This window comes from Luteimonas sp. A537, assembly GCF_054052065.1.
The window spans coordinates 1-24925 of sequence record NZ_JBSVRH010000001.1 but is presented as its reverse complement, the minus strand read 5'-3'; the positions used below and the strand labels follow the sequence as shown (position 1 = coordinate 24925).

18 protein-coding genes and 1 pseudogene are annotated in these 24925 nt (G+C 66.9%); 16 read left to right on the top strand and 3 right to left on the bottom strand.

The window, feature by feature from the left end; genetic code table 11:
- The first annotated feature begins 142 nt into the window (after nt 1-142).
- The 3 genes from ACW7GZ_RS00095 (at nt 143) to ACW7GZ_RS00085 (ending at nt 3442) form a co-directional block, all read left to right on the top strand.
- A complete protein-coding gene (locus ACW7GZ_RS00095; protein WP_457001985.1) occupies nt 143-1537 on the top strand; it encodes a TIGR03013 family XrtA/PEP-CTERM system glycosyltransferase in 1395 nt (464 codons plus the stop codon).
- Nucleotides 1538-1598: 61 nt separating this feature from the next.
- Nucleotides 1599-1862 carry a phosphopantetheine-binding protein gene (locus tag ACW7GZ_RS00090; protein WP_457001987.1) on the top strand — a complete coding sequence of 88 codons (264 nt, stop codon included), beginning with the start codon at nt 1599-1601 and terminating at the stop codon, nt 1860-1862.
- A complete protein-coding gene (locus tag ACW7GZ_RS00085; protein WP_457007207.1) occupies nt 1859-3442 on the top strand; it encodes a class I adenylate-forming enzyme family protein in 1584 nt (527 codons plus the stop codon). Before ACW7GZ_RS00090 ends, ACW7GZ_RS00085 begins: the two co-directional genes overlap by 4 nt.
- A gap of 76 nt (nt 3443-3518) precedes the next feature.
- On the opposite strand, the gene asnB is transcribed toward ACW7GZ_RS00085, so the two are convergent.
- From asnB to ACW7GZ_RS00070, 3 genes are read right to left on the bottom strand one after another with little or no spacing between them, the layout of a single operon-like run.
- Complete coding sequence (asnB, locus tag ACW7GZ_RS00080; protein WP_457007205.1) at nt 3519-5486, bottom strand: asparagine synthase (glutamine-hydrolyzing); 1968 nt, start codon at nt 5484-5486, stop codon at nt 3519-3521.
- A gap of 2 nt (nt 5487-5488) precedes the next feature.
- Complete coding sequence (locus tag ACW7GZ_RS00075; protein ID WP_457001992.1) at nt 5489-6241, bottom strand: hypothetical protein; 753 nt, start codon at nt 6239-6241, stop codon at nt 5489-5491.
- A gap of 17 nt (nt 6242-6258) precedes the next feature.
- Complete coding sequence (locus ACW7GZ_RS00070; RefSeq protein WP_457007203.1) at nt 6259-7245, bottom strand: polysaccharide deacetylase family protein; 987 nt, start codon at nt 7243-7245, stop codon at nt 6259-6261.
- A gap of 112 nt (nt 7246-7357) precedes the next feature.
- Between ACW7GZ_RS00070 and ACW7GZ_RS00065 the strand changes: the two genes are divergently transcribed.
- From ACW7GZ_RS00065 to ACW7GZ_RS00005, 13 genes and pseudogenes are all read left to right on the top strand, one after another.
- Complete coding sequence (locus ACW7GZ_RS00065; RefSeq protein ID WP_457007201.1) at nt 7358-10183, top strand: right-handed parallel beta-helix repeat-containing protein; 2826 nt, start codon at nt 7358-7360, stop codon at nt 10181-10183.
- 40 nt (nt 10184-10223) lie between these two features.
- A complete protein-coding gene (locus tag ACW7GZ_RS00060) occupies nt 10224-11303 on the top strand; it encodes a Gfo/Idh/MocA family protein (RefSeq protein WP_457007199.1) in 1080 nt (359 codons plus the stop codon).
- On the top strand, nt 11300-12310 hold the full coding sequence (locus tag ACW7GZ_RS00055; protein WP_457007197.1) for an NAD-dependent epimerase/dehydratase family protein: 1011 nt from the start codon (nt 11300-11302) through the stop codon (nt 12308-12310). The genes ACW7GZ_RS00060 and ACW7GZ_RS00055 overlap by 4 nt, the downstream gene beginning before the upstream one ends.
- Nucleotides 12311-12528: 218 nt before the next feature.
- Nucleotides 12529-12819, top strand: a pseudogene (locus tag ACW7GZ_RS00050) (transposase); the annotation flags it as partial.
- A 13-nt stretch (nt 12820-12832) separates the two neighbouring features.
- Nucleotides 12833-13108, top strand: coding sequence for a hypothetical protein (locus ACW7GZ_RS00045; RefSeq protein ID WP_457007195.1), 276 nt, complete (start codon nt 12833-12835; stop codon nt 13106-13108).
- Nucleotides 13109-13135: 27 nt separating this feature from the next.
- Nucleotides 13136-13471, top strand: a complete 336-nt coding sequence (locus ACW7GZ_RS00040) for a hypothetical protein (protein ID WP_457003941.1) — start codon at nt 13136-13138, stop codon at nt 13469-13471.
- A 16-nt stretch (nt 13472-13487) separates the two neighbouring features.
- Nucleotides 13488-16691 carry a type VI secretion system Vgr family protein gene (locus ACW7GZ_RS00035; protein ID WP_457007194.1) on the top strand — a complete coding sequence of 1068 codons (3204 nt, stop codon included), beginning with the start codon at nt 13488-13490 and terminating at the stop codon, nt 16689-16691.
- A gap of 66 nt (nt 16692-16757) precedes the next feature.
- Nucleotides 16758-19973: a hypothetical protein gene (locus tag ACW7GZ_RS00030; protein ID WP_457002004.1), complete on the top strand. Its 3216-nt coding sequence runs from the start codon at nt 16758-16760 to the stop codon at nt 19971-19973.
- A complete protein-coding gene (locus ACW7GZ_RS00025) occupies nt 19970-21292 on the top strand; it encodes a T6SS immunity protein Tli4 family protein (RefSeq protein ID WP_457007192.1) in 1323 nt (440 codons plus the stop codon). The genes ACW7GZ_RS00030 and ACW7GZ_RS00025 overlap by 4 nt, the downstream gene beginning before the upstream one ends.
- Nucleotides 21293-21687: 395 nt before the next feature.
- The gene (locus ACW7GZ_RS00020; protein ID WP_457007190.1) at nt 21688-22890 is read left to right on the top strand and encodes a T6SS immunity protein Tli4 family protein; all 1203 of its coding nucleotides are present in this window, start codon (nt 21688-21690) and stop codon (nt 22888-22890) included.
- Between the two features lie 204 nt (nt 22891-23094).
- Nucleotides 23095-23907 carry a hypothetical protein gene (locus ACW7GZ_RS00015; protein ID WP_457007188.1) on the top strand — a complete coding sequence of 271 codons (813 nt, stop codon included), beginning with the start codon at nt 23095-23097 and terminating at the stop codon, nt 23905-23907.
- 111 nt (nt 23908-24018) lie between these two features.
- Nucleotides 24019-24303, top strand: a complete 285-nt coding sequence (locus ACW7GZ_RS00010) for a hypothetical protein (protein WP_457007186.1) — start codon at nt 24019-24021, stop codon at nt 24301-24303.
- A 240-nt stretch (nt 24304-24543) separates the two neighbouring features.
- A partial coding sequence (locus tag ACW7GZ_RS00005; protein WP_457007184.1) for a hypothetical protein occupies nt 24544-24925 on the top strand: 382 nt, incomplete at its 3' end.

Genomic DNA, 24925 nt, shown 5'->3' with positions numbered 1-24925 from the left:
GCCGTCTTTGCCCGCATTCCGAGTTTTCCCATGCAGGAGATCCGGATTGGACCGGGTCTGGCACCAGGCCGAACGGGGGAGCAATGCACAGAATGGCTGCCGTTGATGCGGTGGGCACCACGCCCGCCAACCGGAGGTCCACGTGATCGGCGTCTTTGGAAGCCGTGCCAACCGCGTGGCCCGGTGGCTGTGGATCGGCGAGTCGCTGCTGGTGGTGCTGGCGGTGGTGGCGGCGATCGGGCTGCGCTTTCCCGACGATCCCGCCGGCCGCGACCTGCTTTTCGCACGCGGTCCGCTGCCGGCGCTGCTGGTGTCGGTCTTCGTGACCCTTTCGATGGCGGCGTTCGGCCTCTACCAGTCGCATATCCGGCTCAACCGCAGCGAGCTGCTGCTGCGCCTCCTGCTTGCGTTCTCCTTCGGCGGCGTTGCGCTGCTGGTGCTGTATTACCTGGTGCCGCCGATGTACATCGGCCGGGGCCTGCTCGCGATCACCCTCGGGCTTGGATTCGCCGGCGTCTACGGGCTGCGCGTGGCCATGCAGTGGTTGATGCGCGGCGAAGCGTACAAGCGCCGCGTGCTCGTTTACGGGGCCGGGCGCAACGCCAACCTGATCAACTGCCGCATGCGGCGCCGGGCGGACCGGCAGAGCTTTGCGGTGGTCGGCTTCCTCCCCGTCGCCGGCCAGCAGGTCGTCGTGTCCGACGCCCTGTGCCTGGACGTCGAGGAGTCGCTTCCCGCCCTGGTCCAGCGCCTCGGCGTGCACGAGATCGTGGTGGCGCCCGATGAGCGCCGCGGTGGCCTGCCGATGGAGGACATCCTGGCCTGCGCGCAGCGCGGGGTGTCGGTGGTCAACCTGCCGGCGTTCTTCGAACGCGAGGCGGGCATGATCAAGCTCGAGGTGGTGGACCCGTCGTCGCTGGTGTTTTCCGGCGGCTTCGACCACTCCTTCATACGCCGCCTGAGCAAGCGCGCCTTCGACCTGGCCGCGGCGCTGGTGCTGCTGGTGGTGGGCTGGCCGGTGATGCTGCTGGTCGCGCTGGCGGTGCGCCTGGAGGGCGGTGGCCCGGTGCTGTACCGGCAGGTTCGCGTGGGCGAGGGCGGCCGCAGCTTCGAACTGGTGAAGTTCCGCAGCATGCGCACCGACGCCGAGAAGGATGGCATCGCGCAGTGGGCCAGCAGCAACGACGACCGGACCACCCGCGTGGGCCGCTTCATCCGCAAGACCCGCCTGGACGAGCTGCCGCAGCTGTTCAACGTGCTGGGCGGTGACATGAGCTTCGTCGGCCCGCGGCCGGAGCGCCCGCAGTTCGTCGACCGGTTCAACGACGAGATCCGCTACTACAGCGTGCGCCACTCGGTGAAGCCCGGCCTCACCGGCTGGGCGCAGCTGCGCTATCCCTATGGCGCATCCGCCGCCGACGCGCACGAGAAGCTGAAGTTCGACCTGTTCTACGTCAAGAACCACGGCCTGCTGTTCGACTTCCTGATCCTGCTGCAGACCGTGGAGGTCGTGCTCTTCGGGCGCGGTGCGCGATGAGCCGGCCGCACGCCGGCGCGGATTCCGTTCTCCCTGACTCGACCCATCCATGGATGTCCCAGTGAGCCAGTACGAAGCCCAGGTGCGCAGTTTCATCGACGAAAACTTCCCGCCCGCCGTTCCCGGCGAGGCGCCCTCCGCGGATCTCAGCCTGCTCGAATCCGGCGTCATCGACTCGATGGGCGTGCTGCTGCTCGTCACCTGGCTGGAGCAGGACTTCGGCTTCGTGGTCGACGACGACGAGGTGGTGCCGGAGAACCTCGACAGCATCGCCGCCATCGACGCCTTCATCGCGCGCAAGCTGGAAGCGGAGCCCGTGGAGTGACTGCGCGCTGCGAACGCTGGCTCGCGCAGGCGGCCACGGCGCATCCGGGCAAGGTGGCTATCGTGCGCGACGGGCGCCGCGTGGACTACGCCACCCTGCACGCCGACAGCGAACGGTTTGCCGCGGCCCTGGCCGGGCAGGCCGGCCTGGAAGACGGCGACCGCTGCGTGGTGTTCCTGGAGAACTCGGTCGAGGCGGCGGTCGGCGTGTTCGGGACCCTGCGCGCGGGCGGCGTGTTTTCGGTCATCAACCCGACCACCAAGGCCGACAAGCTGGCCTTCGTGCTTGGCGACTGCGGGGCGTCGGTGCTCCTGACCCAGGCCAGCCTGCTGCCGGTGGCGCTGTCGGCCGCCGCGCGCGTGCCGGGCCTGCGCCGCATCGTGGTGGTCGATGGCGACGGCGATGGCGCCGATGGCACGCCCATCGGCTATGGCCGCTTCCTCGCGGCGGCCGATCCGGCCCGGCTGCCGGCCGAGGTCGGCATCGACACCGACCTGGCCATGCTGGTCTACACCTCTGGGTCGACCGGCAATCCCAAGGGCGTGATGATGACCCATGCCAACGTGCGCTTCGCAGCGACGTCGGTCACGACCTACCTCCGGTCCAGCGCCGACGACGTGGTGCTCAGCGTGCTGCCGCTGGCCTTCGACTACGGCCTCTACCAACTGCTGATGTGCGTGAAGCTCGGTGCCACCCTGGTGCTGGAGAAGTCCTTCGCGTTCCCGCAGAAAGTGCTGCCGCTGCTGGCAAGCGAGGGCGTGACCGCGTTCCCGCTGGTGCCGACGATGGCCGCACTGCTGTTGCAGCTGCGCAACTTCGATCCCGCCTGGGCGCGCAGCGTGCGCTATCTCACCAATACCGCCGCGGCCCTGCCGCCTGCGCACATCCGCCGGCTGCAGCAGCTGTTCCCGGATGCGCGCGTGTACTCGATGTACGGGATGACGGAATCCAAGCGCTGCACCTGGCTGCCACCCGAGGAGCTGGAAAGAAGGCCCGACAGCGTCGGCATCGCCATCCCCGGCACGCAGGCATGGGTAGCCGACGACGCGGGCCATCCGCTGCCTCCGGGCACCATCGGCGAACTGGTGGTGCGTGGCGGGCACGTCATGCAGGGTTACTGGAACAACGCCGAGGCCACCGCCCGCGCGCTGCGACCGGGGCGCTATCCCTGGGAGCGGGTCCTGTACACCGGCGACCTGTTCCGGATGGATGCGGAGGGCTTCCTGTACTTCGTCGGGCGCAAGGACGACATCCTCAAGTCGCGCGGTGAAAAGGTCAGCCCCAAGGAAGTCGAGAACGTGCTGTACGCCATGCACGGCGTGCGCGAGGCGGCGCTGGTGGGCGTGCCCGACCCGGTGCTCGGCCACGCCCTCAAGGCGCTGCTGGTGGTCGATGGGCCCGGGCTGGACGCGCGCGCGGTCATCGCGCACTGCCGCGCCCACCTGGAGGAGTTCATGGTGCCGCGCACGGTCGAGTTCCGCGACTCGCTGCCCAAGACCGGCACCGGCAAGATCCGGCGCAGCGAGCTGCAGGCCGAGGCCGACGCGCAAGCGCCGCTGCCCCACGCGCTCACGTCCTGAGCGCCCCGGGGCGGCCGCTGGGCATTCATCCCATCGATGGCCTGGTCCGGGATCGCGACGACGGGGTTTCGGGTAGTCATGTGGCTTCCAGCTCGGGCAGGGGCGGTGCAGGCGCGCGTGCAGGCGTCATGCTTTGCAGCAGGCGCGTCGAAAGAATCCCGACGAAGGCCTGGTTGTCGGCGAATCCGGTCGCCTTGCCGCTCCGCGCCTTGGCGTACAGGCGCGCCACGGCGGCGGCGTCGAACATGCCGTCGGCGCGGATGGCATCGGGGTCGAAGGCCTCGGCCACGTAGTCCAGCGGCTGGCCGTCGACGAAGAAGCTCTGGCTGTCGGGCGCGCGATAGGGCTGCTTGGTGCGGCGCAGGATGTCGTCGGGAAGCAGGCCGGCCAGCGCCTTGCGCAGCACGTGCTTCTCCGAGAGCCCGTGGATCTTCCACTGCGGTGGAAGCCGGTTGGCGAATTCCACCAGGGTGTGGTCGAGGAAGGGGTAGCGGCCCTCGATCGATGCGGCCATCGCCGCGCGGTCGCCCTGGCTGGCCAGCAGGTAGCCGGCGAGCAGGGTCTTCGCCTCGACGTACTGGTCGCGCGCCAGCGGAGCCCAGCGCATGATCGATGCGGGCAGGCGTGATTCCACAAGCGACATCGGATCGAAGCCGGCCACCGAAGCGCGCAGCTCGGGAGACAGGAACGCCAGCGCACGACCCGACGTGGACCAGCGCGGCAGGTGGGCGAACACCGGGCGCCCGATGTGCTCCATGCCCTGGCCGAAGAACGCGGCGGCGAACGCCGGGTTGGAAGACGGCGAATTGGCCAGGTAGCCGTACAGCCGGCCGAGCAGCTTCGGACGCGCAGCAGATGTTGGTTGGCGCGCCCAGAAGCGGCGCACTTTGGCTTCCTTGAACAGGTCGTAGCCGCCGAAAACCTCGTCGGCGCCCTCGCCGGTGAGCACCACCCTGTAGCCTTGGCGGCGCACTTCATCGGCGAGGAGCATCAGCGGAACGCCCGCGGTGCGCAGCACCGGGGTCTCGGCATGCGCGACGAAGCGCTGGAACGCATCGCCGATCTCGTGTGTGCCGATGCGCAGCGTGGTGTGGTCGGTCCCCAGGTGTCGGACCATCGCCAGCTGGTGTTCGCTCTCGTCGAATTCGCGCTGGGCGAATGCGACCGAGAACGTGCGCACCGGCGTCCGGGTGGCGGTGCGTATCAGTGCCACGATGCCGGACGAGTCGAGGCCGCCGCTGAGGTAGGCACCCACGGGCACGTCGGCGCGCAGTTGCAGGCGCACGGCGTCGGTCAGGCGCTCGCGCAGTTCGCCGGCGGCCTGGTCGATGTCGCGCCATGGCCGGGCTACGTCGGCGGCCTCCGGGAAGCTCCAGTCCCAGTAGCGATGCAGGCGTTCGCGGCCGTCGGCCTCGATGCTGAGGATGTGCCCCGGCGGCAGGGTGGAAACGTCCTGCCAGGCGGTGTCGGGGTCCAGCGGCGCCCACAGCGTCAGCGCCTGCGCCAGGCCGAGTGGATCCAGCCGCGCATGCCCGGGCAGGGCCGCGAACAGGGCCTTCACCTCGGAGGCGAACCACAGCGTGCCGCGGGCCCGGGTGTAGTACAGCGGGCGGATGCCGAGGCGGTCGCGGGCCAGGACCAGACGCTGTTTGCGCGCGTCCCAGAGCGCGATCGCGAACTGGCCGTTCAGATGGTCGACGAACGCATCGCCATGGCGCTGGTACAGGTGCACGATCACTTCGGTGTCCGAGCGCGTTCGAAAGACGTGGCCTTGGGCCTCCAGCTGCCCTCGCAGCTCAACGAAGTTGAAGATCTCGCCGTTGAACACGGTCCACACGCTGCCGTCAGGACTGGCCATCGGCTGGTCGCCGGTGGCCAGGTCGATGATCGACAGCCGCGCGTGCGCCAGGCCGACGCCGTCGTCGACGTGGAAGCCGTAGCCGTCGGGGCCGCGATGGGCAAGGGTGGTGATCATCGAGCCCAGCACGGCCCGTGCGCCGTCTGGGGGTGATGGGCTTCCGAGGTAGCCGGCAAGTCCGCACATGCTCAGTACTCTCCGTGGACGCGATGCGGCGCCGCGCTTCCCGCGCGTGGGATGCAGGCAGCGCCGGCGCCCTGTCGCGCCTTGTCGTCGGACGCGGGCCTGGGTGATCCGACCTGCAGGGGTCGCAGCGGCGAGCTGTACCAGTCGGCCAGGCGGTCGCATTCGAAATGCAGCCAGGACGGTCCGTAGATCCAGTGCGCGTCGTCGGCGTCGCGGGCGACGGGCTCGCCCATCAGCGCGGCCACGGTGCGGCGATCCATGCCGAGCTGTGCGTTGACCAGCGCCGGTGCCACTGTGTCGTGGGAAGCGCGGGGGGCGGTGTCGGTCGCCGACGGCGGGTCGGAGACCGGCAGCCAGCGCCAGATCGCAGCGACCACCAGCAGCACCGGCAGCAGCAGCACGCGCATGCGCGGAACGCGCCGTGCGGCCCCTGTGGGAGCCGGCGACGGCGAAGCGACCATGCGTGACATGGAGGCCGGCCATGGCCGCGGGCCGAGCGTGGAAGAGCTGCGTCGGGTACCGTCCGCATCCGGTGCGCCCGGAAGCCGGCCCTGCCCGCGGTGGAAGTCGAGCACGGCCGCATAGCCCAGGTTGAGCGCGATGAGCACGTCCGGATTGCGCGGCCGTGTGGCAGGACGGTCTGGATGCAGCTCGGCGACGCGCCGGCGATAGGCCTGCTTGAACGCGACAAGGCCGCAGTCGGGTGCCACGCCAAGCTCGGCGTAGATCTTCGCGAAGTCGACGCCACCGATCATGTTGCGCCCCTGCCGGCTCACGCCACGGCCTGGCGGCAGAACAGCCGCGGGACCTGCACCATGGCCCGGAACAGGTCGCGACCCATGCCTTCTTCCACGGCGGTCCGCTGCAGGTCGAGCTGCGCCGATCCCGCATGCGCGATCCCGCCGTAGAACGAGAACGCTTGTTGCACGCCAGCCTCGTGCAGCAGGCGCCGGGTGTCGTCGTTGAACGCGGTGGGACTGCCGACCGGATAGGCGAAGTGCTTCATCGCGATCCCCAGCTCCTCGCGCAGGCGCGTCGCGCAGCCCTCGATCTCCGCGCGCTGCGCTGCTGCGGGCAGCGTGGACAGGATCGGATGGTTCACGGTGTGGCCGCCGATGGTCATGCCGGCGTCGGCCATCGCGCGGACCATGTCCCAGTCCATCCATTCGCCATCCACCGTTTCCGGCGGTTCGATGCCGGTCTCGGCCGCCAGGCGCGCCCGGAATGGTGCGAGCTGTTCGAATGGCAGCTTTTTGTAGACGCCAAGGACGCGACGGATGTCGGCTTCGCGGTTGCGCTCCAGCGTGATCGGGTCGTCGAGCCACGGCGCAAGGTCCAGCGAGGCGCGGCGGGCCTCACGCACCTGCATGGCGATCGCGTCCCACCATGGGAGGAGCTTGCGGTCGATGAAGCCGGTGGCGATGAAGAACGCCGCGGGCACGCGGTGGCGGAGCAGCGCCGGGAGGGCGATATCGTGGTTGTCCAGGTAGCCGTCATCGAAGGTGATGGCGACGTGGCGCCCGCGGGGCCGCCGCAGGGCATCGGCGATGTCGTCGAGCGCGATGACGTCGCAGTTGGCCTTCAGGAAGGCGACCTGCGCATCGAAGCCCTCGGCGGTGGCGCTCCACAGGGCGCGGTCGTAGCGCGATCGGCTGCTGTCGCCGACGCGGTGGTAGTTCAGCACCAGCACGCCGTCGCGCGGGAGCGCGGCGGCTGCCATGCGGCGCAGCCCCGGTGCCGCCAGAACCTTCGCCACCATGTCCCTCTTCATCATCCGGCCATCCCCGACCGCGGCCTGTTGCCGCCGATATTCCCGTTGTCCATACCAACGCGAAACCACGGCGCAACCAGCCATCCACACGGGAAACCCGATGCACCAGCACCACGCGCCGCACAACGAAACCTCCGTCGCCGGCGCAGCCTGGCAGCGCCGCCGCGGCCCGCTCGCCTGCATGGTGCTTGCCATGCTGGTGGCATTCGCGCCGCCCGCCGCCGCGCGCGAATGGTTCGTTTCAACCGAGGGCAGCGACGCGAACGACGGCAGCCGGGAGCGCCCGTTCCGGACCGTCGGCCACGTGTTGTCGCCGGCCAACTACCTCGTCGGGGACGGCGACACCGTGACCCTGCGTGCGCCGCCGGGCAACCGCACCTACAACGAGTGCGACGTGCGCCTGCGCGTCCGCCTGGTGTTGCGCTCGCATCCCGGGGAGCGCGCGCACATCCACTGCGACATCGCGACGCCGGAATCCGTCGTCGTGCAGGTGGACCCGACGGCATCGGGCAGCCGCATCAGCAACCTCGAGCTCAGCGGTGGCCGGGTCTACGGCGTGATGATGCAGACCAACTGGTACCAGGGCGGCCCGGCCAGTGAACACGGGGCCTCGAACGTGGTGCTGGAGGACCTGCTGATCCGCGACACCGGGCGCGACGGCATCAAGATCACGCCCAAGTCGGACAACGTGACCATCCGCCGCGTCGAGATCCGCAACACCGGGGCCATCTACCCGCCCGGGACGCCGGTCGATGCGATGAACGCCGACGGCATCGACAACGTCAACGGCTCGGGCATGGTGGTGGAAGACAGCCATATCCACGATGTCGCCACCACCGGCCTGTACTTCAAGGGCGGCGCCGCCGACGTCGTGGTGCAGCGCAACCGGATCGAGAACACCGGCGTGGCGGGCATCCTGGCCGGCTTCGACACCAGTCCGGAGTACCTGGATCCCGAGGTGAATCCGGGCTGGTACGAGTCCGTGCGCGGCGTGGTCCGCAACAACCTGGTGCGCAACACCGGCTACTCGGGGATCGGGCTGTACGCGGCGAAGGATGCGCTGGTGGCCAACAACACCATCGTCGATGCCGGCCGCCGCGGCCACGCCGGGCTGTACTTCGGCATCGCCTTCCAGGACAGGGAAGCACATGCCGGGCGACCGCCCAGCGTGAATCCGCGGCTGGTCAACAACCTGGTGCTGATGGACAGCGGGCACTGCGTCGAGATACGCCACTCCCTCGAAATGGGGGGGCTGTCCGCGCTCGCCGGCGATCCCGGAACCGATTACAACGCCTATGGCGACGGCTGCAGCTTCATCGATGGCAGGCCCGGGCGTGGCGGCCTGCACCTGCCGGTGCCGCTGCCGTTCGCGCGATGGCAGGCCGGCTCGGGTGCCGATGCGCACAGCGTTTCAGGCGGGTTCCGGGTCGACGATGCCGGCCGCCTGGTCGCCACCGCGTCCGTCCCCGGTGCCGGGATCGCGGTGGACGGGGTGGAGGATGACATCAGCGGTTCGCTTCGCACCGGTGCGATGACCATCGGCGCATTCGGCGCCGAGGTGCGGGCGCCGGCAGCCGTTCCGATGGATGGCGGCGCGCCGGTGGACGATCCCGCATCGTCCGGACACGGCGTCGTGGCGCCTGCGGGACCGGCAACCGCGGACCCCTCCGCGCCGGCGGCGGCGCGCGGCCCGTGGGCGTCGGTCCTGGCATGGGTGGCGCTTGCCGCGGCGCTGGCCCTGCTGTCGGCGGTCGTCGCGGCGGCCTGGCTGCTGCACCGTCGCAACGTGGCCGGCTGGCTGCTCTCCTGGCTGCGCCAGGATTGGCGCGCGCCGGTGCCGCAGGGCACCACGCGGCACCTGCTGTTCTGCTTCGTCGACCACTACGAGCCGGGTTGGGGGCAGCCGGGATACGAGCGCGAGTGCGAGCGCGTGGCGCGCTGGCAGCGCGACCTGCCGCTGCTGTGCGCGGGCCACCGCGACGCCGACGGCCGGCCGCCGGTGCATTCGTTCTTCTTCCCCGGCGACGAGTATCGCCCGGAGCACATCGACTCGCTGGTCGAACTGTGCCGCATGGGCCTGGGCGAGATCGAGATCCACCTGCACCACCACGATGACACCGAGGCGACGCTGCGCGCCAAGCTTGCCGACTTCGCCGACACGCTGGCGACGCGCCACGACGCGCTGCCGCGCGACCCGGTGACCGGCCAGCCGCGCTGGGCATTCATCCACGGCGACTGGGCGCTCGACAACAGCCACCCGGGCGGCGGCCACTGCGGCGTCGACAACGAGCTGACGGTGCTGCGCGAAGAAGGCTGCTATGCCGACTTCACCTTCCCGGCCGCCCCCAATCCCTGCCAGCCGCGCACGATCAACCGCATCTACCGCGCCACCGATGATCCGCTGAAGCCGAAGTCGCACGACACCGGCGCGCGCGTGCGCGTGGGCGGCCGGGCCGAAGGCGACCTGGTGATCATCCAGGGGCCGCTGGGCCTGCGCTGGAAGAGCCGCAAGTTCGGACTGCTGCCGCGGATCGAGAACAGCGACATCCGCGCCGTGGCGCCGCCCAGTCCCGACCGGATCGATGCCTGGGTGCGGACCGGCATCCACGTCGAGGGGCGGCCGGAGTGGACCTTCGTGAAGATCCATACGCACGGCGCCGAGGATTGCGACATGGACACGCTGCTGGGGACGCCCATGGACCAGGCCTACGATCACCTGGAGTCGCGATACAACGACGGCCGGGACTGGAAGCTGCACTACGTGAGCGCCCGCGAGATGTACAACATCATGCGCGCCGCCGAGGACGGGCTGGCGGGCGACCCGAACCGCTTCCGCGACTACGAGGTTCCGCGCCCGGGGTACCGTGCGGCCGGCGGCGCCGGCAGCCGCGCGGCGGCGACAGAGCGTCGCGCGGTGGCCTCGTGACCGGCGCCGGGATGGGCCGGGCCATGGCGGAGGGGGTTTGATGCGGGTCGGGATCATCGGCTGCGGCAAGATCGCCGACGGCCATGCCGAACAGCTGCGCGCCCTCGACGGCGTCGAACTCGTCGCCGCCTGCGACCGCGAGCCGCTGATGGTCGGGCAGTTCACCGATCGCTGGCCGGGCGTGGCGGGCTACACCGACGTCGCAGCCATGCTGGAAGCGCAGCGGCTGGACATCGTGCACGTGGCCACGCCCCCGGACTCGCACGTCGCCCTGGCCTGCATGGCGCTGGACGCGGGCTGCCACGTGTTCGTCGAGAAGCCGTTCGCGCTCGACGCCCGCGGGGCCGCGGCGATCCTCGACTGCGCCACGCGCAACGGCCGCAAGGCGTGCGTGAACTACCTCTACAATTTCGAGTCGCCGGCGCTTGCCCTGCGCGGCCTGCTGGACCAGGGCCGACTTGGCGAGGTGGTGCACATCGACACCAGCTACGGCTACAACCTCTCTGGCGACTACGGCATCGCGGTCATGTCCGATCCCGCGCACTGGGTGCACCGCCTGCCCGGCAAGCTGTTCCACAACGTCATCGACCACGTGCTGGCGAAGGTGGTGCCGTTCCTGGAGGGCCCGGTCGAGGTCCATGCCAAGGCGTGGCGGATGCGCGCGGACAGCGGCAGCGCACTGGTCGATGCGATGCCCGACGAGCTGCGCTTCCTGCTTGCCGGCAGCAACGGCGTGACGGTGTCGGGCATGGTCAGCTCGCATGCCCGCCCGGTGTCGCACGCGATGACCGTGCGCGGAACGCGCGACACGGTCGAGCTTGATTACGGGGCCCGGACCCTGGTGCGCAGCCAGCGGCAGCAGCAGCCCAGCGCGATCGGGCGGCTGTTCCCGGCCTGGGTGCAGTCGGCGCGCTTTGCGCGCAGCGGCCTCGGCAACGTCGCGGCGTTCGCACGCCACGACTTCCATTACTTCGAATGCATGCGGGTGCTGCTGGAGCGCTTCCACGAGGCGATCCGCGGCGTCGCGCCGGATCCGGTGCCAGCCGCGGAGATCCTGCAGGTGGCGACGCTGATCGACGCCATCGTGGATGCGGTGGACACGACGGAGGCGCGGCGATGAGGATCCTGGTGACCGGGGCGGGCGGCTTCCTCGGGCGGCACGTCGCGGCAAGTCTGCTGGAGCAGGGCGTGGAGCAGCTGCGCATGCACTTCCGCGGACGGCCGCCACCGGGGCTGGTCGAGCAGTTGGCCGGCCGCTTTCCCTCGGCGTCGATCGAGACCGTGGGCGCCAACCTGCTGTACCGCCAAGACCTCGATGCGGTCACCGCCGGCGTGGACTGCGTGGTCCATGCCGCCGCCGGCATGCGCGGATCGGCCGCCGACATGTTCGCCAACACCGTGGTCGGCACCCGCAACCTGCTCGATGCCTGCGTGGCCTCCGGCGTGCGCCGGCTGGTGCTGGTGAGCTCGTTCTCGGTCTACCGCACCGAAGGCCTGGCGACGGGCGCGGTGCACGACGAATCGGTGCCGATCGAGGACGTCGGCATCGCCAAGGGCGCGTATGCGCACGCCAAGACGCGGCAGGAGCAGCTGGTCGATTCGTACCGGCAGTCCGGTGAACTCGAGACGGTCACGCTGCGTCCCGGGGTCATCTACGGGCCGGGCGCCGCCGGGCCGTCGTCGCGCGTCGGGATTTCCGCGATGGGCCTGTTCTTCAGCCTCGGCAGGGGCGCCGAACTGCCACTGACCTACGTGGAGAACTGTGCCGACGCGATCGCGATGGCGGCACTGCGGGCGCCGGACGGCGCGGCGTACAGCGTGGTGGACGACGACCTGCCGAACTGCGCGGACTACCTTCGCGGGTTCCGTGCCCGGATGCACGGGATACGCATGTTGCCGGTGCCGTACTGGGCGCTGCTGCTGGGTTCGCGGGGCCTGGTGGCCTACAACCGCCGCTCGAAGGGCCAGCTGCCGGCGGTGTTCACGCCCTACATCGTGCGCTCGATGTACCGGCGCTTCCGCCATTCCAATGCCGCCCTCAAGGCGCTTGGATGGACGCCGAAGGTGCCCACGGCGGAAGGCATGAGGAGGACGTTCGACGCCCTGGGCGACGGCGCGCAGCCCTAACAGGCTGCTGAAGTACCTCAGTCCACATAGGCTACAGAGCACACGCGAACTGTAGATCATCGATACGCGGCGCAGACGCTCTCAGCGAGTAATTGTTCACGGTCAAGCGGCTGGATGAGTTCATCCCGGCGAACCATCCGTTGCGCCGGTGCGCGAGCGAGCACGATGTGGCCAAGACCGCCAGTGAGCTGCGTTACATGGGCCAGGCGCATTGACGCTTGGCGCAGACATGGGCTACGACGTGGCCGAATTCGTCGAAGCCTTGCAAGAAGAAGCGCACGCGCCGCGAAGTGTTCCTGGCGGAGATGGAAGAAGTGGTGCCCTGGAAGGGGCTCGTGAAGCGGATTGAACCCTTCTACTGCGCCGCGGAACGGGGTCGCCGGCCGTATCCGCCGAAGACGATGCTGCGGATCCACCTGATGCAGAACTGGTTCGGACTGAGCGATCCGGCGATGGAAGAGGCCCTGTACGAGATCGGTTCGATGCGGGCGTTCGCGAAGCTGTCGCTGGCGCTGGCGACTCATGCAGATCATCCAGCTCAAGCTGGGGCGCATCCGGGATCGCGTACAGGCCAACCACAAGGCAGTCTTCAGCTGGGACGACAACCTGGTCGAAGCCGTGCTGGCCCGCTGCACCGAGGTCGACAGCGGCGCGCGCAGCGTCGATCACATCCTCAATGGCACGGCACTTCCCGAAATTGCGGAATCCGTTCTGGCGAGGATGGCCGAGGGCGGTAAGATCGAGGCCATCAAGGTTTCAGCGGACAAGAAGGGCGCATTCAAGTACCGGATCACCTGATCCGGCATCAACCTCAAGGAGGAGCCGATGGCTACTGACACCCGCAACGAGCGCGAGAACATCCTCGCCAACATCCACCAGCACTGGCAGGGCACGTACCAGCCGGGGAGCGTCGATTACAGTGCCTGGCGCAGGCTGGAGCCGGCGCTGGTCGCCGACCTGCTCGACAACGCTCCTGTCGCCGCGCGCCACGACGCGCGCAGGCTGCTTGCCGACCTGCAGCAACATCCCTGGCGCATCCTGTCGGCCCAGGGTGGGAAAGGAGCCGAGGGCCTGCAGCTCACACTCCAACTGAAGGGCCGCCAGGTCCAACTTCAGTGCAGCGATAGCCCGGCGCTACGCGTCGTGGGGATCACCGGGTAAACAGGAAAACAAAGCCATGGATGCGCTTGTTCAGATGCAGACGCTGTTGGGCGCCGCACCGCTGCAAGGCGGTCGGCTGCTGAAGTTGCACACCGCGCTGGGGCAGGACGCCCTGGTCGCGGAAACCCTGTCGGCGGCGGAACAGCTTGGCGAAGGCGGCTTTCGCCTGTCGCTGGGCGTGCTGTCGGCCGACGCCGGGCTCGACGCCGGCAAGCTGTTGGGGCAACCGGTGCTGCTTGAACTGCGCACCGACGCCGGCGGCATGCGGCCGTTCCACGGCCACGTGACCGCGTTCGAGCTGCTGGGCAGCAACGGCGGCCTGGCGCGCTACGGGCTGGTGATCGAACCGTGGCTGGCACTGCTGCGCCAGCGCGTGGACAGCTACGCGTTCCAGGACAAGAGCGTTGTCGAGATCGTCGAGGACGTGTTCGCCGACTACGCCGAAGCCGGCGCGCTGGTCCCGGCTTGGCGCTGGGAGCTGCGCGATCGCAGCGTCTACCCGAAGCGCAGCCTGACCACCCAGTACGCCGAGAGCGACTTCGACTTCGTGCAGCGCCTGCTGGCGGAGGAGGGTATTGCGTACTGGTTCGAGCACGCGGGTGATCCGTCCAGCGAAACCCGCGGCACTCACACTCTGGTGCTGGCCGATCACAACGAGGCATTCGCCGACAGCGGCCGCATCCGCTACCACCGCGCGGACGCCACCGAGGCCGAGGACAGCATCCGAGTCTGGCGCAGCACGCGACGCGCGCAGACCGCGCGGCTGTCGCGCGCCAGCTGGGACTATCGCAGCCTGGGCCTGCGTCCGGCGACGGCCGAAGGCGACGACGTGTCGGGCATGGGCGTGGAGGACGACGACATCGCTGGCCCTTACGCCTGGCACGACAGCGCCGATGGCGAACGCAGGGCGCGGCAGCAGTTGGAGGCGCAGCAGGTGCAGGCGCGGACCTTCGAGGGTGAAGGCAGCTGGCGCGGCCTCGGTGCGGGTGCGCAGTTCGAACTGGCGCAACACCCCGACCACAGTGGCGACCAGGCGCAATTCACCTGCCTGCAGGTCTGGCACGAGGCGCGTAACAACCTGGGTGCCGGGATCGTCGAACGTAGCGAGGCCGAACTCGGCGCGGCCCTGCCGCCGCCGCTGCTGGCACAGGCGCTGCAGGGTATCGGCTTGCCGGGTGCGCTGGAGCTGGCGTCGTTTGGCCAAGCTGACGCATCCAGCGCGGGATCCAACCTGGACTTGGGCGAAGGCTTCTACCGCAACCGTTTCGAAGCCATTCCGGCCGCAACCCCGTACCGCCCGCAGACCGTCGACGGCCACGGCCGCAGGCGGCATCCCCGGCCCACGGTCGTCGGCACCCAGACCGCGATCGTGGTGGGCGACGGCGGCCCGGTGCTGACCGACCGCGACCATCGCATCAAGGTGCAGTTCCACTGGCAGCGCGGCGGCAACGCCAGCAGCGGCCAGGCGCACCCGGGCGGCGACGACAACGCGCCCGGCACCGCGGAGGCCTGGACCTGGGTGCGAGTGGCGACTCCGTGGGCAGGTGACAACTGGGGCGGCGTGATGGTCCCGCGCGTGGGCCAGGAGGTCGTGGTCGCGTTCCTCGAAGGCGACATCGACCGCCCGGTGGTGGTGGGCAGCGTGTACAACGGCGCGGGCAACGAAGACGCCCCGCACAACCGGATCGGCAGTGGCGCAGCTAACGCCACCGGCAACGCCCCGGCGTGGTTCGAGGGCAACGAGCACGCCGCGGTGTACGCCGGCCTGAAGAGCCAGGCGCTGGCCGACAGCCAGGGCGGCAGCGGCGGCTACCAGCAGCTGCGGCTGGACGACACGCCCGGCCAAGGCCGTGCCCAGGCCAGCACCACCCAGCAGCAGACCACGCTGACGCTCGGCCACCTGAAAGGCGGGCAAGACAACGTGCGCGGCGCGGAGCGCGGGTTCGGGGCGGAACTGTCCACCCAAGCCAGTGGCGCGCTGCGGGCCGGCCAGGGCTTGCTACTTACGACTGAACCTGGCAGCCCTCAACTGGCCGCGCCGGTGGCGCACCAGCAGCTTGGCCAGAGCGAGCAGCTGCTGCAGTCGCTGGCGGACGTAGCGAAGACCCAACAGGCGCAGCTCGAAGGCGATCCCGACGAACTACCTGCACAAGCGTCACTGAAGAGCCTGCAGGAGACGCTGCAGGTCACGCAGAGCGGCAGCGCCCCGGGCAACGGGATCGAAGGCGGCGAGGGCGAAGTGCCGGGCTGGAGCGCGCCGGCCATCGTGGGCAGCAGCGCGGCGGGCATTGCCAGCGTGACCCCTGCGGACCAGGTGTGGGTGTCCGGCACGCAGACGGTGCTGAGCGCAGACCGGGACCTGAACTGGCTGAGCCAGGGCGAGACGGTGCTGCTGGTGGCCGAGGGTGCCGTGCTGTTCACCCACGGCGGTGAAGCGCCGGCAGACAAGCCGCACAAGGAGCGTGGCATCGCGCTGCATGCGGCGCAGGGCAAGGTAAGCGCGCGTGCGCACCGGAACGTGGCGAAGGTGGCGGCGAAGACGAGCGTGACGATTGCCAGCACGCAGGCCGACATCGATGTTGATGCCAAGAAGCATGTACTGCTAACCGCACAAGGGGCCTACTTGAAGCTGGAAGGCGGGGACATCGAACTGGGCGCACCCGGGACGATCGAGTTCAAGGCGACGAAGAAGGAGCTGCTCGGGCCAGAAAACGTGATGTTGGAACTGCCTTCCCTACCTGAGGCCAGCCTCGCGCAGAGCCAGAAACCAATCAAGTTCGATATCAGCTTGAAGGATGTTCCCGGCCCTTCAGGCTATCCACTGGCGGATACTCCATGGAAGATCGTAAAAAGCATGGGGCGTCCCCAAGGGATGGCGCTGATCGCAGAAGACGACGTGATTCTGCAAGGCGAAACCGATGCTCAGGGCAATGTGAAAATTGATGATGCCGATCAGGAGCTACTCGCACGCGAATACCGCCATGGGCCTGGAAGAATTTGGCTGATGTACCCGGGTCAAGCAGTGAAACTGTCGGTGGTCGAAGAGCGCGACGACTGGAGCGATGAGGATAGAGCCGTTGCTGCCATGAGCGCGGCAGGGTTCAGTCCGGATGCCCGCTCCTACATGGCCAACACGCGTGCCGTAGGTGAAATTGAATACGCGATGGAGTCTCTTGGTGAAGCAAGCGATGCCGGGCTTGTGAAAAAGCTGGACGCGTAGGCCAATGAACGTATCGAATTTGGGTCTGAGCCGAACCTGCGGGTACGGAGACACGGAGAGTGGCGCATGACAGCAGGAAGCGAGCGGGAAGAAAGGATCACGCAACGCGTCAATTCAACCGGTAATGCAAGAAGATCCGAGCATCAGCCGCAGTGGTTCCTGAACAACGGGCGTTCGGTGGAGGTCAACAATTCATCGAGCGTCGTGACGCCGGCGAGTGTGCCAGCTTGGGGAGACGTGTTCGGGGCGGCCAGACCCGGGCACGATGTCGAGTTCTTCGTTGGCGGCCAAGAATACTTCACCAAAGTGTCCAGGGCCATTCGTGAAGCGAAGAAAAGCGTGTTCATGACTGGCTGGCAGATCAATTACGCGGTTGAGATGGGAGATGGGTTCAAGCTTCTTGGCTGTCTCGATCAGGCGATCGAGAACGGCGCTTCGGTCTACGTGCTGCCTTGGTTGGCCCCACCAGGACCGATCGACACGGGTTATCTGCATACGATGCTGGCGGTATTTCACCTCAATGGAACCCGCGACGGAAAGCCCAGGAATGGACATGCCTATTGCTTGCCGGCGGTCGGCCAGAGCGACATGTCGAGTATCAATGCCTTCTTTTCCCATCACCAGAAACTGGTGGTAGTCGACAACGAAACAGCGTTCGTGGGGGGCATCGACCTGGCCTATGGGCGCCGTGAGGATGGCCGCTACTCGCTGCATGCCAATGGCCGAAGGCTGGAAGAGTTCTACAGCCACTGTGTCCCACCGATCCGTGAACCAACCCATCGGGAAAGAAGCGATTGCATAACTCTGTTGGAACTGATTGCCGCAGGCGTCTCACCCCATGGCACACGTTGGCTGACGACCTTCGCGACGTCACCCAGCACTGGCGTACTCGCCAGTGCACGCGATGGCCTCGACAGAGCTGGCGGGGCGATTGACGATGCGACGGACTGGGTCGCCGACAAATGGGACCAGAACAATTTTTTGGCTGATTTCTCGCGGCGGATGAGGAATGTTCCCGTGGATGCCGCCCAGGCCGGATTGGAGTTCGCATGGGACAACCTGCCCGACGACCTGCGCCGGCGCATCGAGGCGGGATTCGCCAGCGGCGCGCAGCATCTTCTGGATGCGGGCGATATCGTCTGGGCCATTCTCAACGGTGTGGACATCTCGCGCATGCCGTTTCGGGAAGAAACCTTCACTGTCGTGCGGCAAAGCGTGAATGCATTGGTCGGCGTCCTGGTCACGTTGACGGCCAACAATGTCGGCAAGCGTTCCCGTTACGAACGCCTGTTCGAGAAGCTGGAACAAATGCCCGGGAGCGATCGGCTTCCGGATCCGGACGTACAGCCGCGCCAACCCTGGCATGACGTGCATTGCGGCATTGTCGGGCCAGCCGTCTACGATCTGAGCCGGAATTTCGTGCAGCGCTGGAACGCCGCTGCCAAAAACTATCGCGATAGCTACAACGGATTCCGCAGCGATCGCGTCGTTCGCAAGGTCGTCGGTACGTTGCGGATTCCGTTGCCGTCGCGCGCCAACTGTCCCTCGATCCCGGCCGAGCACGTGCCGACGCGGCCGCAGGTCGCAGCGCAGCCCAACGAGAAGTGCTGGGTACAGGTGCTGCGCAGCGCGCCCGTCCGTCTGCTCAGGGACGAGAGTGCCGCAGGCGCCGAACAGGGCAACGGACGTGCGCAGAACAACTGCCTCAAGGCCATGCTCAAGGCGATCCACGGCGCGCAGCACTTTCTGTACATAGAAGGCCAGTTCTTCCAGACCAATCACGAGGGCGAGAGCCGCGAGCCGGACAAGCAATGGTCCGGAGCGACCGGTGCCCAGCTGTCCTACTACGGCCTTGCCGGCTACGACCGGTTCGCGGAGATGCTCGGCATCAAGGGCAAGCCGGTCAACGACATCCAGCCGTCGGACATCCGCTGGAGCGCGGTGGACGACATCAAACAGGATCCCGAGGGCGCGGCGTTCTTGGCCTCGCTCAAGCAGATTGTCTCCAACTGGCAGACCATCCACATTGTCGACCGTCTGGCGGGCTCCGAAAATCACCAGCGCATGCTGCTGAACCCGGTAGGCAAGGCGCTCGCAAGCCGGATCGAGCGTGCGATCGACGACGACCTGCCATTCCATGCGTACCTGGTGGTCCCGGTGCATCCGGAAGGCAAGCTCGACGAGATCACCATCATGCGACAGGTGGATCTGACCATGAACTCGCTGGTCCACGGCTCGCAGAGCCTGGTCAACGGCGTGCGGCGGGCTTTGGTGGCGCGCGACAAGATCCGAAATGGCATGCCAGCTGGAACAGCGAAACAGGAAGCGCGATTGATGACCGTGCGAGAGATAGAACGCTACGATGCATCGAAGCATTGGGTCGACTACCTCACCTTGCTCAACATGCGTAACCACGCCGAGATCGGCGGGCGGCCCGTCACCGAACAGATCTACGTGCACAGCAAGCTATTGATCGCCGACGACCGCGTGGCGGTGATCGGCAGTGCCAACATCAACGATCGCAGCCTGTTGGGCGGGCGCGACTCGGAACTGGCGGTCATCGTCGCCGGCGGCGCCCACAAGACCGTCAAGCTCGATGGCCGTCGCGATATCCGCGTCAGCGAGCGCGTGCATGATTTCCGCCGCCGGCTGTGGGAAAGCATCTTCGGCAAGCATGCCGGGTCACGTGCGGCCAGCGGTTTGTTGACGGACGCAATCCTTGACCGGCCTGCCGCGCCAGCGTCCTGGCTTCGTATCCAAGACGTCTCACGGCAGAATGCGGTCGCCTACGAATCCGCATTCGCCTTTGTTCCCCGCAACCTGCCGCATCCGGTGGTGCCCAGCGGCCCCAATGAGGACAACAAGCCACGCACAGCCAGCATCTGGCCCACCTGGGAATACCCCAGCGATTGGCGCGGTACGGGTAACAGCGGTACCACGGTCTATCGCGGCAAGCTGAAGTACCGGATGCCGTTCGACGAGCTGTTCTGGCGCAAGGCTGCACGACCGGACGACGGTGGGCAGCGGAGCTGGAACGTGCGCTACGACGCGCCGGGACGCCCGAGCGAGGTGGCCGGCCTTGCGCCGGAATCCGCGCCGGGGCGTATCCAGGGCTTCATCGTCGCGTTGCCGGTACAGTGGACCGCGCAGGAGTCCAACGACACCCAGTTCGCGCTGGCCGTGCTGGCCAACAATGAACTAGAAGACGCGAAGAACAAGAGTACGCAGCTGGCCTCGATTGAACCTGCTGACAGCAAATCGCAACGGGAGGAAGTTGGATGAAGCATGCCGGACTTGCGGTTGTGCTGCTGCTGGCGAGTACCCAGGCGGCGTGCACGCCAGCCAGCCAGACCTCGCCCAAGCCGGACACGCATCCCTGGCTGCGGCCCTGGCATGTCGAGCAGTTGACGCAGGTGCGTGCCTACGCGCCCGCTGCAATCGCGGGCATGCAGCGCGAATGCCTGGGACGTCTGGCGTTCGAGGTGATGCCGGACACAGAGTGGGCGACCGACCGGCTGGGCAAGATCGAGGACAGCGAGTTCGTGGAGTTCGCCGACGGAGTGCCGGGCGACCGACAGGAGCGGCTGGCCTATGGCGACCTGTCCATCTGGGTGTCCGCGCCAGCGACGCATGCGGATATGCAGAAGAGGCACGACCACTATGCTTTCGTCGATGGAGGGAGTAATGCAGAAGCTTGGGAGCGGGGCGTTGCGGGATTAGAAGCCGAACTAGAGGCAGCAAAACAGGAAGGACCCGATGCGCCGGTTTTCATTCTTGAAGAACGGTTGACCGAATCCCGAGTCAAACTTGAAGACGCCCGACATAGGAAGCGGCTGGACTTCGGTCTGCCCGATGAACTGTCCTATGACGATGGCGCCGGCCAGATCCGCATCCGTTTCCTGCTGCAAGGCCGCATGTTTACCATAGTTCGCGATCACCCGGGTCTGCGCGATGGCGACCCGCGCCGGGATGCGATGCTGGCCGAACTGCGCGACGTGCTGTCTCGGTTCCGTGCACGCGCACCGGGCGACGTGCCGGACGAACCCGGTGTGTGCCTGCCGCATGCGTTCATCGCCGACGACGGCACGGGCGATTACCACACCCATGCCTCGTTCCGGTATCCCGACCGTCCGGGCGTGGTGTACTCGATCGACACCGGTTACCGCCCGCCGGACGGCGAGCGCGGAACGGCGTGGATGCCGACGCCCGCGCCGGTGCGGGTGATGAGCTATCCGGCCACGATCCTGGAGGTGTTCCGGGACCGGGTGCGGGACATCTATCCGATCACGCCGCGCGGCGCGCATATCGGGCCTTACAACGCGGATCAAGGCGGCGTGTCGGTGAACGTGGCCAAGGTCGGCGAGCCGGACGTCCACACCTACACGATCTTCACCGGCCTGCAGGGCATCGCCGGATTGCAGACGTGGCCGTTCATCGGGGTGGAAGCGCAGACCTACACTCGCCTGCAGTACGAGCAGTTGGCGGAGAATCCGCCGCCACAGGCGGAAACCCAGACGCGGCTGGATGCGTTGCTCAAGAGCACGCACCTGCGCCGGACGACGGTGGAGTCTCCCGAGTTCGCCGAGATTCTCGACGAGTGAACCTTGGCACAGCTGGCATTTGACCCGCTGAAAGTACCCCGGTGACTGACGTTATATGGGTCATTACAGAGTGCCCGTCCCGCCGCGTCACTTCTCCACGGTGTGCGCATGCACGAGCTCGAAGACGAAAGCTGGCGGCTCAATGACGAGTGTCGGTAGAGTGGACAGGCAGAGTGGACAGGCAGAGTGGAGAGTAGCAACTCTGCGTCGAGCCTCACCGTACTGGCCAACAACGACCCACCGCCCGACCGCGATACGCAACTGGCAATGAGGCAGGACGCGCAGGAAGAGGAAGCCGTGGGATGAAACATCCGTGTGCCTGGGGAATATTGGCAAGTCTATGGCTGTCCGGTTGCGGGCGGGCATCTGAGAATCCGGCCCCCGAGTTCCCACAGTTGAGCCCGCACCACCTGCAAACTTTGCGGGAGATCCGCGACTACCAGCCCGTGGGCGGCGTGCAGGCGCGGCGCGAATGTCTGGGGCGGCTGGTGTTCGACGCGCCCAACAACTTGGAGTGGGCGCTGTCACCGGATCCAGAGGATATCCCGGAGGCCATGCAGTTCCCCGATGGTGTGCCGGGCGCGCGTGGGGAAATGTTCCGCTACAGACAATTGAATATTCGGATGTCGTATCCGTTGCAGGTGGAGTGGATTAAGCAGCGGCGGGACACGTTCATTGAGAGCAAGGAGAGCAACATCCGCGCTGCGAAAGCGCGAATCCCCGGCTTTGAGGCCGCCATGGCAGAGAAAAAAGCGGCGAACGATGAATTGAGCGAACTATTGGCCAGTGCTTATCAAGACAAAATCGACAAAGCTAACGAGTTCATCGCAATGTGGGAAGCGTGGAAGATCGTCGACCTGGGCCTGCCGGACAGCTTTGCCTATCAGGACGATAAGAGCATCTACCACCTATTCCTGCATCGCCAGGACCGCTTGTTCTACATCCGAGCCTATGGCGAGGGTGAAGCCCAGAAGCAGGACGCCGCGTGGCTGCGGGAACTGATGTCGCGGTTCCGCGCACGCGAGGCCTATGAGATTCCGACCGAGCCAGGCATCTGCTACCCATACGCTTTCCTTGCCGATGACGGCACCGGGGATTACCACGCCAAGGCAACGTTCCGTTATCCGGATCGCCCGGGCGTGGTCTACACCCTCGATACCGGCTTGGTGGTGGGCATGGATGCTGGGGAGGCAAGACGCCCGCAACCGGCGGCGTTGTGGGCCGGTACGTTGTCGGCAAGCGGCCTGCTCGCGGGTCCGCTGACCGCTGGCCGCAAGCAGGAAATAATCGGTCTTCGCGGGGCGAAACTGGGGCCTGTCGGCGCGGACCAGGGCGGGATGTCATTGAACACTGCCGACGAGGGCGAGCCGGAAGTGATGTCGTATGCGGTGTACACCGGCAACGACGGGGTGGAGGGCATCCAGGCTTGGCCGTTCATCGCCGTCGAGATGCAGAGCTTCACGCGCAGGCAGATCAACAGCCTGGAACAGGACCCGCCACCGCTTGCCGAGAGCCGCGAGCGGCTGGACAAGCTGTTGCGCAACCTGTACCTACGGCCGACCACACCCATTATGCCGGAGTTGCAGAAGCTGCCGTAGCCGTGAGTGCGGCGAGTTGCTGCCGTCCGGCAAGTCGAGACACGAAGGAGCATGGACTTGCCTACTTTAGAGCGTGAGCGGCGTTCGTTGCCGGTCGAACGTGCTGACTCACTTGGTTCACGCACATGGGCGTGGACTCGAGGGAACGTACTTGCGGCATGGAGGGACTTTCGCGAGGCATCTACGTGCTTGGCGTTGGGCTTCGTGACCGCCCTGCGCGCGCAGGTGTTGATCCGGTCCTGCGCGCTCGGCCTTGGCGTGGGAGTGCTCTGGCTGGCTGTGTTCCTGCACTTCCACGACCAGGTCGGTCAGATCGCTTTCTTGCTCGCCTTCAGCCTGGTGATGGGGCTCATGCTGCCGCTGGGAATGGTGACGCAGGTTGCAACCATTCCGTACAGCGCATCCGGAGGCATGGCGGCGATCGGCGAGGTGGTGCTCCCGGGCATCCCGAACGCAATGATCTTGCTGTTCAATATCGCTGTCGTCCTGCTCTATATCCTGGCGCTGGCAGCGGCCGTGGTGGTGCTGCTATGGCTCGTTGCTTACCTGATCACGACGATGATGCTGTCACGAGGCGTGATGCGCGAGCATATCGAGCTGACATTCGCAGACAGCGATACCGGATCTTCCGACGAATCGACGTGGCGTGAGGTTCCAGTCGTGAGCTGGCGCCAGCGTTTGAAGTGGGGCATTGCGTTGTGCGTACCGATTCTCGGAGGCATCTTGATGCTGGTGTTGCTGTCTCGTTGGGTGGTACGGCCCGCGTTGTACTGGATGATGCCGAAAGGGCTGTCGAAGGGCGAACGGGCACGATTGATCACATGCTGTAATGGTCCGGCAACCTTCCTCGGGGCAATGCTGATCCTGGTTGCCGCCGTTCCGCTGCTGAACCTGATGCTGCCGGCACTGCTGCTGGCATGCACCGGCCATTTGTCGCGCCGGGTAATGTCCGGGAAGTATCTGCTTGCCGGCAATGGGGTCGATGTGAACAAAATGGCGCTGGCTGTCGATCGGTGAAACTTGTGCGAAAAGACGCCTGCTCGCGGATTGAGAGGTGCCGGCGCTACATGGCGACCGTCGGCGCGTCCAGCCTCGAGGCCGAGGAACCGCCCATCAGGTGTTGATTGAATGCGCGGATCGCCAGAAAAGGAATATGCCTTTCTCCGCGAGCACCTGCAGGACACGTTAGGCGTTCCGCTGGTTTATACGTTCGGTTACGTCGCGATGAATGTTCGCAGTATTCTTCATACGCCGCTAAAAAGGCAGGAGAAGATGCTGAAGGATGGCGTTCCAATCCGGGGCAAGCAATTCGTGGACGTAGACGACTTCGGCATGGAGTTGGTCTACAAGCCTGACCGGAAACAGCTGCCGGCACTGGAGACGGTGCTGCGCTTTCCGGTGGCGCGCCGATGAGTCGAAGCACCCACAAAATGGCACGCAACCTGCTGCTGGGAATGAAGGAGCTCCCCAAGCAGGGGGGGGGCTGGGGCTTGCTGTTAGCCCGGGGTGAGACAAGCCGGCGGAGCTGCCGCCCAACGCGCATGACGCGGTTCAGGCGCTCAATCCTGCCTACATCGAGTTCGTGCCCCGCGCCATGGTGCGTTCACGACGTGGCGTGCTGCTTTGGCCGCACGTGCTGGTCAGCAAGTCGCTATGCGGCTGGTGGGAGGCACGCTTTTGCGCACCTCGGCAGCAGCCTTGATCGGTGCCTCCGCCACAGGCGTGGGCATCGTATTGTTCATCGTCGGTGTAGCCTGGGCCCTCTATGCGGCCAGCCTGGAGCACGACGAGAATGAGAAGTTTCCCGACCGCAGCTTCTTCGGCAGGCACAAGAGTACCGAAGGCCGTTTCGGAGGCACCCAGATGGACAATCCGGACGCATGGGGCGCGCACGGCCTGGACGATGAACTGCTGGCGATGGGCGTGCTGGCCATTGAGCGCGAGATCAACGACCGCAAGTACCAGGCCGTCCGGCTGGTGTTCGCGTTGCACAACAAAGGCGAGAACGACCCCATCGCCCAGGCCGAAGTGTGGA

Bases quoted from the DNA above. Each gene is read 5' to 3' on its own strand.
- asnB (WP_457007205.1), bottom strand. From the start codon at position 5,486: ATGTGCGGACTTGCCGGCTACCTCGGAAGCCCATCACCCCCAGACGGC.
- ACW7GZ_RS00075 (WP_457001992.1), bottom strand. From the start codon at position 6,241: ATGATCGGTGGCGTCGACTTCGCGAAGATCTACGCCGAGCTTGGCGTG.
- ACW7GZ_RS00070 (WP_457007203.1), bottom strand. From the start codon at position 7,245: ATGGTGGCGAAGGTTCTGGCGGCACCGGGGCTGCGCCGCATGGCAGCC.
- ACW7GZ_RS00065 (WP_457007201.1), top strand. From the start codon at position 7,358: ATGCACCAGCACCACGCGCCGCACAACGAAACCTCCGTCGCCGGCGCA.
- ACW7GZ_RS00060 (WP_457007199.1), top strand. From the start codon at position 10,224: ATGCGGGTCGGGATCATCGGCTGCGGCAAGATCGCCGACGGCCATGCC.
- ACW7GZ_RS00055 (WP_457007197.1), top strand. From the start codon at position 11,300: ATGAGGATCCTGGTGACCGGGGCGGGCGGCTTCCTCGGGCGGCACGTC.
- ACW7GZ_RS00045 (WP_457007195.1), top strand. From the start codon at position 12,833: ATGCAGATCATCCAGCTCAAGCTGGGGCGCATCCGGGATCGCGTACAG.
- ACW7GZ_RS00040 (WP_457003941.1), top strand. From the start codon at position 13,136: ATGGCTACTGACACCCGCAACGAGCGCGAGAACATCCTCGCCAACATC.
- ACW7GZ_RS00035 (WP_457007194.1), top strand. From the start codon at position 13,488: ATGGATGCGCTTGTTCAGATGCAGACGCTGTTGGGCGCCGCACCGCTG.
- ACW7GZ_RS00030 (WP_457002004.1), top strand. From the start codon at position 16,758: ATGACAGCAGGAAGCGAGCGGGAAGAAAGGATCACGCAACGCGTCAAT.
- ACW7GZ_RS00025 (WP_457007192.1), top strand. From the start codon at position 19,970: ATGAAGCATGCCGGACTTGCGGTTGTGCTGCTGCTGGCGAGTACCCAG.
- ACW7GZ_RS00010 (WP_457007186.1), top strand. From the start codon at position 24,019: ATGCGCGGATCGCCAGAAAAGGAATATGCCTTTCTCCGCGAGCACCTG.